The sequence below is a fragment of the Streptomyces sp. NPDC005728 genome (assembly GCF_040630895.1).
In the GTDB taxonomy this organism is placed as follows: domain Bacteria; phylum Actinomycetota; class Actinomycetes; order Streptomycetales; family Streptomycetaceae; genus Streptomyces.
In genome coordinates, this window is record NZ_JBEXYL010000014.1 from 12,661 (window position 1) to 24,524 (window position 11,864).

Annotated in this window: 9 protein-coding genes; 7 read left to right on the forward strand and 2 right to left on the reverse strand. The window is 72.3% G+C overall.

What is annotated here, in order from left to right:
• On the reverse strand, nucleotides 1-618 hold the full coding sequence (locus ABZ471_RS12450; protein ID WP_359065354.1) for a DUF4328 domain-containing protein: 618 nt from the start codon (nucleotides 616-618) through the stop codon (nucleotides 1-3).
• Between the two features lie 188 nt (nucleotides 619-806).
• Between ABZ471_RS12450 and pgm the strand changes: the two genes are divergently transcribed.
• Nucleotides 807-2,447 carry a phosphoglucomutase (alpha-D-glucose-1,6-bisphosphate-dependent) gene (gene pgm / locus ABZ471_RS12455; protein ID WP_359065356.1) on the forward strand — a complete coding sequence of 547 codons (1,641 nt, stop codon included), beginning with the start codon at nucleotides 807-809 and terminating at the stop codon, nucleotides 2,445-2,447.
• A 126-nt stretch (nucleotides 2,448-2,573) separates the two neighbouring features.
• Here pgm and ABZ471_RS12460 read toward each other — a convergent pair whose 3' ends face one another.
• Entirely contained in the window at nucleotides 2,574-3,491 is a 918-nt protein-coding gene (locus ABZ471_RS12460) for an SGNH/GDSL hydrolase family protein (protein ID WP_359065358.1), read from the reverse strand.
• Nucleotides 3,492-4,018: 527 nt separating this feature from the next.
• Between ABZ471_RS12460 and ABZ471_RS12465 the strand changes: the two genes are divergently transcribed.
• The 6 genes from ABZ471_RS12465 (at nucleotide 4,019) to ABZ471_RS12490 (ending at nucleotide 11,863) form a co-directional block, all read left to right on the forward strand.
• Nucleotides 4,019-4,543, forward strand: a complete 525-nt coding sequence (locus ABZ471_RS12465) for a hypothetical protein (RefSeq protein WP_359065360.1) — start codon at nucleotides 4,019-4,021, stop codon at nucleotides 4,541-4,543.
• 401 nt (nucleotides 4,544-4,944) lie between these two features.
• Nucleotides 4,945-7,074: a hypothetical protein gene (locus ABZ471_RS12470; RefSeq protein WP_359065362.1), complete on the forward strand. Its 2,130-nt coding sequence runs from the start codon at nucleotides 4,945-4,947 to the stop codon at nucleotides 7,072-7,074.
• Nucleotides 7,075-7,159: 85 nt separating this feature from the next.
• On the forward strand, nucleotides 7,160-8,671 hold the full coding sequence (pelF, locus tag ABZ471_RS12475) for a GT4 family glycosyltransferase PelF (protein ID WP_359065364.1): 1,512 nt from the start codon (nucleotides 7,160-7,162) through the stop codon (nucleotides 8,669-8,671).
• Complete coding sequence (locus ABZ471_RS12480; RefSeq protein ID WP_359065366.1) at nucleotides 8,668-10,071, forward strand: hypothetical protein; 1,404 nt, start codon at nucleotides 8,668-8,670, stop codon at nucleotides 10,069-10,071. The genes pelF and ABZ471_RS12480 overlap by 4 nt, the downstream gene beginning before the upstream one ends.
• Nucleotides 10,072-10,123: 52 nt before the next feature.
• Nucleotides 10,124-11,125: a GDP-mannose 4,6-dehydratase gene (locus ABZ471_RS12485; RefSeq protein ID WP_359065368.1), complete on the forward strand. Its 1,002-nt coding sequence runs from the start codon at nucleotides 10,124-10,126 to the stop codon at nucleotides 11,123-11,125.
• A gap of 24 nt (nucleotides 11,126-11,149) precedes the next feature.
• Nucleotides 11,150-11,863 carry a sugar phosphate nucleotidyltransferase gene (locus tag ABZ471_RS12490; protein ID WP_359065370.1) on the forward strand — a complete coding sequence of 238 codons (714 nt, stop codon included), beginning with the start codon at nucleotides 11,150-11,152 and terminating at the stop codon, nucleotides 11,861-11,863.
• Nucleotide 11,864 lies beyond the last annotated feature (1 nt).

Below are 11,864 nucleotides of genomic sequence, written 5' to 3' on the forward strand. Positions count from 1 at the left end.
CTAGGAGAGACGCGGCAGGTCCACGGCGCCAGGGACGGGGAGCGTGGCGGTGAGCGCTGTGGCCTGCCGCGCCGTGACCCGCTGGATCACGGCGATCGCCAGGGCACCGGCGGCCAGGTCGAGGCCTCCGGCGACGAGAAGGAGCGTGAGCGAAGCCCCCTGGCCCAGCCGGGTGCCCACGGTGACGACCACCGTGTGTCCGGCCCACGCCGCCCACCAGACGTTCACCAGCACCCGGTCGCTCTTCCCGGTCGCACCGGGGCCGCTCGCGCGATGAACGTCGAGGACCAGCCCGCGCGGAACCCAGAGGTTGAACACGGGAATCAGCCAGGCGAACACGGCCCAGGCGGCGGAACCGGGGAGCGGCCCGGGGGACAGGAGCTGGGCGTTGCGCCGACAGCGGGAGAACCAGACCAGGAACAGCACGATCGCGACCAGCATCAGGTCCACGTACACCATGGACGCACGCCTCGACGCCCTGAGGGACGTGTCCTGCGGACGAAGGAGGTGCGCGCGCACGGTCACCGCCCGGTAGACGTCCGCCAATGCTGCCGCGGCCACCGCGGCCTGGGCGGAACGGGCGAGCGTCCAGGGTGCCTTGACGGCGGGTCCGTACACGAAGGGTCACCTGCCCGTCGGAGGTGGCACGCGGAGGCGTGGCGCGATGATGTCGGTCGGAGAAGCGGATCATAGGGCAGACGGGCCCGGTCCGCTCCACGCGCCGGTGGCGCACTCGCACGTCGGTCCCCTGACGAGGGAAGATGGGCCGCGAGCTATCGAACACACCGATGCGGAGGAACGGACTCATGCCGCACGAGCGAGCGGGCCGGCCGGCCGGTCCCGAGGACCTTGTCGACGTGGCCCGGCTGGTCACGGCGTACTACGCACTGCACCCCGACCCGGCCGACCCGGGCCAACGGGTGGCGTTCGGCACGTCGGGGCACCGGGGTTCGTCCCTGGCGACCGCCTTCAACGAGGACCACATCGCCGCCACCAGCCAGGCCATCTGCGAGTACCGCGCGGCCCAGGGCGTGGACGGCCCCCTGTTCATCGGCACCGACACGCACGCCCTGTCCGAGCCCGCGAAGGTCACCGCCCTGGAGGTGTTCGCCGCCAACGAGGTGACCGTGTTCGTCGACAGCGCGGACGGCTACACCCCGACGCCCGCCGTCTCGCACGCCATCCTCACGTACAACCGGGGCCGCACCTCCGGCCTCGCCGACGGCGTGGTCGTCACCCCGTCGCACAATCCGCCCGCCGACGGCGGATTCAAGTACAACCCGCCCAACGGCGGCCCGGCGGCCTCGGACGCGACCTCCTGGATCCAGGACCGGGCCAACCAGATCATCACGGGTGGCCTGAAGGACGTACAGCGGCTGCCCTACACCCGTGCGCTCGCCGCGGACACGACCCGGCGGTACGACTTCCTGGGTGCCTACGTCGGCGACCTGCCGAGCGTCCTCGACCTCGACGCGATCCGCGCGGCCGGCGTGCGCATCGGCGCCGACCCGCTCGGCGGTGCGTCCGTCGCCTACTGGGGCCGGATCGCCGAGCAGCACGGCATCGACCTGACCGTGGTCAATCCGCACACCGACCCCACCTGGCGGTTCATGACGCTGGACTGGGACGGCCAGATCCGCATGGACTGCTCCTCGCCGTACGCGATGGCCTCCCTCATCGAGCAGCGCGACCGCTTCCGCATCGCCACCGGTAACGACGCCGACGCAGACCGGCACGGCATCGTCACCCCCGACGGGGGCCTGATGAACCCCAACCACTACCTCGCGGTCGCCATCTCCTACCTCTACCGGCACCGCGAGCAGTGGCCCACAGAGGTGGGCATCGGCAAGACGCTCGTCTCCTCCTCGATGATCGACCGGGTCGCCGCCGACCTGAACCGTCAACTGGTCGAGGTGCCCGTCGGGTTCAAGTGGTTCGTGGACGGACTGGCGGGCGGCACCCTCGGGTTCGGCGGCGAGGAGTCGGCCGGCGCGTCCTTCCTGCGCCGCGACGGCTCGGTGTGGACCACCGACAAGGACGGCATCCTGCTGGCCCTGCTGGCCTCCGAGATCACGGCGGTCACGGACAGGACGCCGTCGGAGCACTACGCCGACCTGACCGCCCGCTTCGGCGCACCCGCCTACGCGCGCATCGACGCCCCCGCCACCCGCGAACAGAAGGCGCTGCTGGCGAAGTTGTCCCCGGCTCAGGTCACGGCCGACACCCTGGCCGGAGAGGCGGTCACCGGAGTCCTCACCGAGGCGCCGGGCAACGGCGCCGCCATCGGCGGGATCAAGGTCACCACCGCCAACGCCTGGTTCGCGGCCCGTCCGTCGGGCACCGAGGACGTCTACAAGATCTACGCCGAGTCGTTCCTCGGCCCCGACCACCTCGCCCAGGTGCAGGAGGAGGCCAAGGGCGTGGTCCAGGCGGCGCTCGGCGGCTGAGACCCCGGAACCGACGACCACCGCACGGCGGCCCTGCGACGACGGTACGACAGGAGTACGACAGGCGTACCACGGCGGTGCGACGGCCTTCGCGACCACGAGCGCGGAGGCCGTCGCCGCTCCTGCTCAGCCGCGTCCGCGTCCGTGCTCCAGCCGGTCCAGCACGGCCTGCGCCATGGCGGCCTCGCCCCGGGCGTTCGGATGTGCGGGGGCCGCGGGCGAGGCAGGCTGGAGCGGCTCGATCCAGCGGTCCGCGGGCGCCTTGCACATGTCGTGGCCGACCGTGGGGCCGTAGGTGTCGACGTATGCGACCCGGTTCCAGGCGGCGACCGCGCGCAGCATCAGGTTCAGCCGCTTCTCGGTGTCCCGCAGATAAGGGAAGTCCCGCTGCGCGAACGGCACCGAGGGGAAACAGCCGCTGCCGTCGTCCGGCAGCAGGTCCGGGTAGCCGACGAGGAGCACGCGCGCGTGCGGCGCGCGGGCGTGCACGGCCCGCAGCACCCGGTCGATCTTCGGCGCGGTCTCCAGGACGGTGAGAGCCAGCCGGTCGTACCCAGACGCCTTGTACGCACGCTCGCAGGGGTTGCCCGTCGGGTCCTGGACGCCCAGGCGGGCGCAGGTGCTGATGATCGAGCCGAAGCCGACGTCGTTGCCGCCGATCTGCACCGTCACCAGGTCGGTGTCCCGGCTCAGCGCGTTCAGCTGCGGGCCGTTGGTGCCCTGCGGCTGCCACATCTCGTTCGTCGTCGCCCCGCCGCAGCTCACGTCCTTGAACGCGGTCGCGTCGCGCTCCGCCGCCACGAGCGAGGGGTAGTTGTGGTCGGAGCGGGCGCAGTCGGCGTCCACCTGGCGCGGGATGAGGGGGCCCGAGGTGTAGGAGTCCCCGAGGGAGACGTAGGCGAGGTCGCGGCCGTGTCCGGCGGGGTGCGCGGCGGCCGGTGTCGTCGAGGCGGCGACGAGGGCGCAGCCCCCGAGTGCCGCCCCCAGCACGGCGACCCGCCGCCGGCCTCTCGCCCCGTCTGCCGCCCGTGTGTCGTTCGCCATGGAATCCTCCCCCTGAGGCCGGGACAGTGCACGCGGCCCGCACCGAAGCGCGGTCCGCGCGTGTCAACTGGGCCTGTATACCGTCCGGTAGGTCTTGCGGACCAGAAGCGGGAACGAACATTCACGCCGGGGCAAGGGGTTGGAGAGGGCAGCGTTTGAACCTGTGTGCGAGCGGCGCGTCGGCACTCTCCCCGGGAGTCATGAGCGGGCGGTGGGCCGGAAAGGCAACGCCAGGCCGGAAAGCGGTGTTTGGCCGAGAATCTCCCCAGTAGGCAAGCGGTGGACGGCATTCCCTGTGGCCGCGGTGGACTCGTCCCCGCCAATAGCGCCCGATCGCACCGGCGCTCCGCCGGCCCCCACGGGTTCCTCGGGTCACCCGCCGGCACCGTGCGTGGATACGGCCTACAAATCATCGTCACAGGTTCACCGCATCGCCTTCACGGAACGATCACTTTCAGCCGACCGGCGTGTGGGGCGCCGCCGGTGGGGCAGACGGCGTGCCTGCCGCGTGCCTAGCCTCCCGGGCCATGCGATCACCTCTGATGAGACGCCTCGGTCTCACCGCCGTCCTCGCGTTCGTCCTCGCCGTCTTCGGCCTCGCGCCGGCGGCCGGCGCCGATCCCGCGCCGGCCGCGCTGACCTTCAGCACCGACAGCGCCACCACCACGCCCGGCGGCACGGTGAACCTGTCGATGACCATCACCAACAACAAGATCTACGACATCTGGTTCGTGTACCAGACCGTCGACCCGACCTGGCTCACCACCCAGCGCCCCGACCTGAAGTACAGCTTCACCGGCTGCAGCCTGGCCACGGCCGGTGGCAGCACCTCCTGTTCCGGCACGGGCCCGGCCAACCTCGGCGGCAACTACGGCGCCACCATCCCGCCCGGCCAGAGCCGCACCGTCACGCTGACCCTGCGGGTCGCCGCCGACTCCGGCTGCAACGGCAACATCGGCTTCTACTCGTACTACTACGCAGAATTCAGCGACAGCAGCAACACCAGCGGCGGGCCGGTCTACACGCCCGAGACGCGGGTGCTCTGCGCCTGACGGACCAACCGGACGCAGGGTGCGAGTGGCCTGAACCGGACACTCTGGACAGGCCTCCGCCCGGTCTGGACCACTGACACTCAGCCCGGCGGGCCACCACGGCCCGCCGGTGCGTCGTCCCGGGCCCGGACCAGCACACCGAAGCTGACGGAATGCCGCCAACCCCCGTGCCGCGCCGACGAGAAGACGGCCCATCAGGTTGCCTGGGTGGGCCGTTGGACACCTGCACTTTTCCGTCAGATTTCGTAACTCGACCACAGAAGCTACACACAGCCATCACCATGTGACGCGACGGATGCGTCGACGACCGGCTTCTGAGGGGGACGCCGGCGTCACGCGAGGGGGTGCGTCCGCTCCACGGGAGCCGTGCTCACCCCTGCCCGGGGAGGGGACTTCACCGCATGAAGCGGACCATACGCGCCACCGCACTGTCGGTGGGCGCGCTCATCGCCGCGCTCGGACCGCCGGCCGGCGCGGCCCGGGCCGACAGCACGGCGCCTCGCATCGACCTGAGAATCCTGGTGGTCAGCGACGGTGGACCGGCCACCGACGCCGTCGCCGCCGAACTCGATGCCGCCGGAACCCCGTACACCGAGGTCGACCTCACCCGGTCCGACCGCCCCACCGTCGACGCCGCCTTCCTCGCCGACACCGTCGACGGGCGGCCGCGCGCCAAGTACCAGGCCGTCGTCCTGCCCAACGACAACCCGTTCGCCGCAGGCTCCGCCGAGATGGCCGCGCTCGCCTCCTACGAGCGGACGTACGCCCTCCCCCAGGTCGACGCCTACACCTACGCCCGCCCCGAAGCGGGCCTGCAGTACCCGGTCTCCGGCGGCTACTCGGGCACCGTCGACGGCGTCCGGGCCCAGGTGACCGCCGCCGGCCAGGCGGGCCCCTTCGGCTACCTCGACGGTGCGGTGCCCTTCGAGGACAACTCGCCTTCCGTCGGCGAGAGTTACGCCTACCTGTCGCCGCCGGCGGCCGGCGCCGACTTCACCCCGTACGTGCAGGCATCCATACCGGGCACGTCGAAGCAGGGCTCGCTGGTCGGCGAGTACCGGCACGACGGGCGGCGCGAGCTGGTCGTCACCTTCGTCTACAACCAGTACCAGCAGCAGTTCCGGCTGCTGGCCCGCGGCATCGTGGAGTGGATGACCGGGGGCGTCCACCTCGGCGCCGCCCGCAACTACTTCGCCGTGCACGTGGACGACGTGTTCGCCGCCGACGACCGCTGGGACACCCAGCTCAACTGCACGCCCGGCGACGTGGACTGCACGGGCGGGGCCGGCACACCCAACCCGATCCGCATGACCCCGGCCGACGTGGACTACGCCACCGCCTGGCAGAGCAGCCACCGCTTCACGCTCGACCTGGTCTACAACGGTGCGGGCAGCGTCGACCAGCGCGAGGACAACAACGGCGTCGACCAGCTCGCCGACAAGCTCATCGCCGACCGTGACCAGTTCCGCTGGGTCAACCACACCTACACGCACGCCTTCCTCGGCTGCGAGCAGAACACCACCGTGGTGCCCTGGACGTGCCGGACCGACGCCGACGGCAGCACCAAGTGGGTCGACCGGAGCACCATCGACCACGAGATCGCCACCAACCGCGCCTGGGGACAGGCCGCCGGACTGCCGCTCCAGAGCGACGAGTTGGTCACCGGGGAGCACTCCGGCCTGAAGCTCCTGCCGCAGCAGCCCGACGACAACCCCAACCTGGCCCCGGCCCTCGCCGACAACGGCATCGACTGGCTCGCCTCGGACAACTCCCGTGACCCCGAACAGCGCAAGGTCGGCCCCGCCACCACCGTCTCGCGCTACCCGATGAACGTCTTCTACAACACGGGCCGGGCCGCCGAACAGGTCGACGAGTACAACTGGATCTACACCGGCCGCGCCCAGGGCGGCAGCGGCATCTGCGAGGACAACCCCGCCACGACCACCTGTCTGCCGTCCCCGCTGAACACCGGCACCGGCTACGGCGACCACATCGTGCCGCTGGAGACCCGGATCGCCTTCGGCCACGTCCTGTCCAACGACCCGAAGCCGCACTTCATCCACCAGTCCAACCTCGCCGAGGACCGCATCGCCTACCCCGTCCTGAACGGCGTACTCGACGGCTACGACACCCTGTTCGCGGACAACACCCCGCTGGTGAACCTGAGAATGAAGGACATCGGCACCGAACTGCAGCGCCGCGCCGCCTGGAAGACCGCTCTGAGCGCCGGTCAGGTCACCGCCTACCGCATCGGCGACGCCGTGACCGTGCAGGCGCCGAGCGGTGTCGCCGTCACCGCGACCCTGCCCACCGGCACCACGCTCGGCGGCAACGCCTTCGGCGGCGCGTATGCGGGCGAGGTGTCCGGCTGGACGGCCTCCTCCGGCAGTGCTCTCACCTTGACTCTGCCGTCCTCCGCCGTCGCCCCGGCCGCGGCCGCGGCAGCCGAGACACCGGCCACCCGGCCCGCGCCGCACACCAAGGTCCCCGCGGGCATGACCGAGCAGGTCCCGTACACCCCGGACAGCTGAACGGCGCACCGAACCGAGGTCCCGGCCGCCCACCTGCGGCCGGGACCGGCACGACCACCCCACTTCTCGGCCGTGGAGCACATCCATGCACGTTCACCACGGCGCGCGCAGCCACGTCGCGACGCGCGTCACCCTGCTCACCGAAGGCACCTACCCGCACAGCCACGGCGGCGTCAGTGTCTGGTGCGACCAACTCGTCCAGGGCATGCCCGACCTCGACTTCGACGTCATCGCCGTCACCGGCACCGGACGCGAACCCGTCGTCTGGGACCTGCCCGCCCACGTCCGCAGCGTGCGGTCCGTCCCCATGTGGGGCGCCCCGCCCGAGGGCCGCCCGCCCCGGGGCCGCGCCCGCAACCGACTCGCCGCCGCCTACGAGCGGTTCCTGACGGCGCTGCTCGACCCGCGCGCCGAGGAGGGCTTCGCACCTGCCCTGTACACGATGGCGCGGTCCGCGGCGGACGGCTCCCTGAGCCCGTTCCTGCGCGGCGACCGGGCCATCGCCATCCTCGCCGCGGTGTGGAACCGTCCCGGACTCGCCGTCCACGAGGCCCGGCCCACCCTGCACGACGCGGTCACCGCGACCGCCCTGCTCGAACACGCCCTGCGCCCCCTGGCCGCACCACCACCTCGGGGCGGCGTCGCCCACGCGGTCAGCGGCGGAGTCGCCGTCCTGCCGGGCCTGGCCGGCCTGGACCGCTACGACGTCCCGCTGCTGCTCACCGAGCACGGTGTCTACCTGCGCGAACGCTATCTCGGCTACCGCACGGCGCCCTACCGCTGGCCGGTGAAGGCCCTCGTGCTCGGCTTCTTCAGGCTGCTCGCCGAGGAGAGCTACCGGCGGGCCGCCCTGATCACCCCGGGCAACCGCTACAACCGGCTGTGGGAGGAACAGGGCGGTGCCGCACCGGAGTCGATCCGCACGGTCTACAACGGCGTGGACCCCGCCGCCTTCCCGCCGGCCGGACCCGAGCCCGACGCACCCACGCTCAGCTGGGCGGGCCGCGTCGACCCGATCAAGGACCTGGAGACCCTGATACGCGCCTTCTCCCTGGTCAGGGAGCGAATACCGGAAGCCGTCCTGCGCCTGTTCGGCGGCACGCCCCGGGGCGGAGAGGCCTACCGGGAGCGGTGCGAGGCGCTCGCGGCCGAACTGGGACACGCGGACGCCGTCACCTTCGAGGGCCGGGTCGACGACATCAAGGACGCCTATGCGGCCGGCAACGTCGTGATGCTGTCCAGCATCAGCGAGGGCTTCCCGTTCACCCTCATCGAGGCCATGTCCTGCGGCCGGGCGACCGTCTCCACCGACGTCGGCGGCGTACGGGAGGCCGTCGGCGACGCAGGGCTCGTCGTCCCTCCCCGCGACCCGGCCGCCATGGCCGCAGCCGCCCTCGACCTGCTCGCCGACCCGGGCCGGCGCAGGGCGATGGGGGAGGCGGCCCGGCTGCGCGTGATCGAACAGTTCACCCTGCGCCAGACCATCGACACCTTCCGCTCCATCTACCGCGAACTGCCCACACTCGCACGGCCGTTGACCACAGAACCCGTGCTGCCCCAGGACGCCCGTGCCGACGCCGGGAGCCTGGCCGGATGAGCGGACCGATGGCACTCGAACCGGGCGGAACGGAACAGGACACGCTCGTCCTCCGGCTCGCCGGGCCAGCCGCGCGCGGCCGCCGCGGCGACGACCACACCCTCGCCCTCCGGCTTCCCGGACACGGCCCCGACGCGGAGGCGGTCAGCTGGCTCGCCGCCGAACTCGCCGACCGCATCGGCCCCGCGGTCCACCCCTACGAGGTGGCCGCACTGCTGGAGGCCGAGGGCCTGTCCGCCGAGCTGATCAAGGAACGGTACGGCCATCCCAGCCTCTTCTCGCTCGCCACGGCCCTGTACGAGCAGGTGCCCAGGGCCTTCCCGGAACCGGCACCGGCGGCCGACCCCTGGCGCCCGGACCACGTGCGCTGCCTGCTGCGGGGCGTGCTGTTCGCCCTGCCGGGGCTCGCCTACCTGCTCACCGCACCGCTGTGGCACCCCGGCCGGCACGCCACGGCGCTGGTCGTCGCGGGCCTCGTCTCCTGGGCGTGGGGGCAGGGGCTCGGCCACCGCGCCCACCTACGGACGGCCACCGGGCGCCGGGAAGCGGCCCGCACGCTGCTGACCGGGGCACCCGTGGGCGCGGTGGTGGCCACGGCCGCCGCCGTACCGTTCGCCGACGGCGGCCCGGTGATCCTGGCAGCGGCAGCACAGTCGCTGTACCTGGCCGCCGCGGGCGTCCTGCTCGTACTGGCCCGCGAGCGGATGCTGCTCGCCGCGCTCACCCCGCTGATCGCCGGCGGCGTCGTGCTGCCCTGGTGGGAACCGGGCACCCTGGCGCGGGCGGGGCTCCCCCTGCTGGCCCTGCTGGCGACGCTCGCCGTCACCGGTCACGCGCTGCACGGCGCCCACGCCGCCCCGGCCGCGCCCGCCGGCAGACGGCCCCGCCTGCTGTGGTCCCTGCCCTACGGGCTGTTCGGCCTGGCCGCCGGCCTGCTGGTGCTGCTGGAGGGGCGGCAGGAGCCGTACGCGGTGATCGTGCTGACCGTCAGTATGGGACCGGCCGAGTGGCTGCTGTTCCGCTACCGGGGCCTGTCCGTGTCGGCCCTCCGGGCCGCCGCCACGCCCGCCGGATTCCTGCTGCGCTCCGCCGCCGTCCTCGGCCTCTGCCTGCTCGCCTACCTCCTCCCGCTGCTGCCCGCGGCGCTGCTCACCGGCGCCGAACCGGCCGCCCTGCTCCTGCTCGCCGCCACCCTGTGGACCGCTCTGCTCCTCCAGGCGTTCGGGGCCGCCTGGCCGCCGGCCGCCATCTGTCTCGCCGCCGCGGGCACGGCCTGCGCGGCCGTGTTCCTGCGCCTGCCACCGGGCCCGCTCGCCCTGCCGCTGTGCTGCGGCGCCGCCGCGCTGTGCCTGGTGGCATGCGCGCTGCGGCTGCTCGGCCGGCCGGCCCGGCACGCCTGATGCGCTCGCATCACCGACCACACCCATGCAACCGACCGGAAGGACCCACGAGTTGACCTCCGCACCGCTCGCCGCCGTCACGGGAGCCGAGGGCTTCATCGGCTCTCATCTCACCGAGGCCCTGGTCGCCTCCGGGCACCGGGTCAGAGCCATGGCCCAGTACAACTCCTTCTCCTCCTACGGCTGGCTGGAGACCCTCGCCCCGGACGTCCTCGACCATGTGGAGATCGTCCTCGGCGACGTCCGCGACCCCGGGTCGGTCCGCGGCCTGCTCGAAGGCGCCGACGTCGCCTACCACCTGGCCGCCCTCATCGCGATCCCGTACTCGTACCAGGCGCCCCACAGCTACGTGGAGACCAACGTCACCGGCACCCTCAACGTGCTGGAGGCCGTCCGCGCCCTGGGCACGCCCCGGCTGGTGCACACCTCCACCAGCGAGACGTACGGCACCGCGCAGACCGTGCCGATCACCGAGGACCACCCCATCAACACCCAGTCCCCGTACGCCGCCTCGAAGGCCGGCGGGGACCGGCTGGCCGACAGCTACCACGCCAGCTTCGGCACGCCGGTGGTCACCCTGAGACCCTTCAACACCTTCGGGCCGCGCCAGTCGATGCGCGCGGTCATCCCCACCGTCATCGGCCAGGTCGCGGCGGGGGAGCGCACCATCACCCTCGGCGACCTGCGCCCCACCCGGGACTTCACCTTCGTCAGGGACACCGCGCAGGCGTTCCTCGCCGTGGGCACCGCGCCCGCCGGCCAGGTCGTCGGACGCACCTTCAACGCCGGTACCGGCGGCGAGATCTCGGTCGGCGACCTCGTCGCGCTGATCGGCAAGGTCATGGACACCGCCCTCGACGTCCGCGAAGACGCAGAGCGCATCCGGCCCGCGGGCTCCGAGGTGATGCGGCTCGTCGCCGACGCCACCCGGCTCGCCGGGGCCACCGGCTGGCAGCCCGCCCACACCCTCGAACAAGGCCTCGCGCACACCGTGGACTTCTTCCGCGACCCGGCCAACCTGGCCCGCTACAAGACCGGCATCTACAACATCTGACCCCGTCAGGCAAGGAGAGGTCCCATGCACGCAGTGATCCTGGCGGGAGGCAAGGGCGTCCGGCTGCGGCCCTACACCACCGCACTGCCCAAGCCGCTCGTCCCCATCGGCGACCAGCACGCCATCCTGGAGATCGTGCTGCGCCAGCTGTCCGCCGCGGGCTTCAGCCGCTGCACCATCGCGATAGGCCACCTGGGCGAGATCATCCGCGCCTACGTCGGCGACGGCTCCCAGTGGGGCATGGCCGTCGACTACGCCACCGAGGACAGCCCCCTCGGCACCATGGGCCCGCTGCTCACGCTGCGCGATCGGCTGCCCGAGAGCTTCCTGGTCATGAACGGCGACGTCCTCACCGACCTCGACTACGCCGACGTCCTGCGCCGGCACGAGGTCTCCGGGGCACCGCTGACCATCGCGACGTACGCCCGGAAGGTGCACATCGACTTCGGCGTGCTGACCACGGACGCGACCAAGGTCGTCGCCTTCACGGAGAAGCCCAGCATGGACTACCGGGTCTCCATGGGCGTCTACGGCCTCAGCCGTGCGACCCTGGACGGCTACACGCCGGGCCTGCCGCTGGGCTTCGACGAACTCGTCCTGGACCTGCTGGCCGCCGAGAACCCGCCGCACGCCTACGAGTTCGACGGGTACTGGCTGGACATCGGCCGCCCCGACGACTACGACCGGGCGAACGCCGAGTTCACCACCCGCAAGTCCCTTCTGCTCAAGGGAGCCTGAG

Excerpts from the sequence above, each read along its gene's own strand:
- ABZ471_RS12470 (WP_359065362.1), top strand. The coding sequence starts at position 4,945 with ATGAAGCGGACCATACGCGCCACCGCACTGTCGGTGGGCGCGCTCATC.
- ABZ471_RS12480 (WP_359065366.1), top strand. The coding sequence starts at position 8,668 with ATGAGCGGACCGATGGCACTCGAACCGGGCGGAACGGAACAGGACACG.
- pelF (WP_359065364.1), top strand. The coding sequence starts at position 7,160 with ATGCACGTTCACCACGGCGCGCGCAGCCACGTCGCGACGCGCGTCACC.
- ABZ471_RS12490 (WP_359065370.1), top strand. The coding sequence starts at position 11,150 with ATGCACGCAGTGATCCTGGCGGGAGGCAAGGGCGTCCGGCTGCGGCCC.
- ABZ471_RS12460 (WP_359065358.1), bottom strand. The coding sequence starts at position 3,491 with ATGGCGAACGACACACGGGCGGCAGACGGGGCGAGAGGCCGGCGGCGG.
- ABZ471_RS12465 (WP_359065360.1), top strand. The coding sequence starts at position 4,019 with ATGCGATCACCTCTGATGAGACGCCTCGGTCTCACCGCCGTCCTCGCG.
- pgm (WP_359065356.1), top strand. The coding sequence starts at position 807 with ATGCCGCACGAGCGAGCGGGCCGGCCGGCCGGTCCCGAGGACCTTGTC.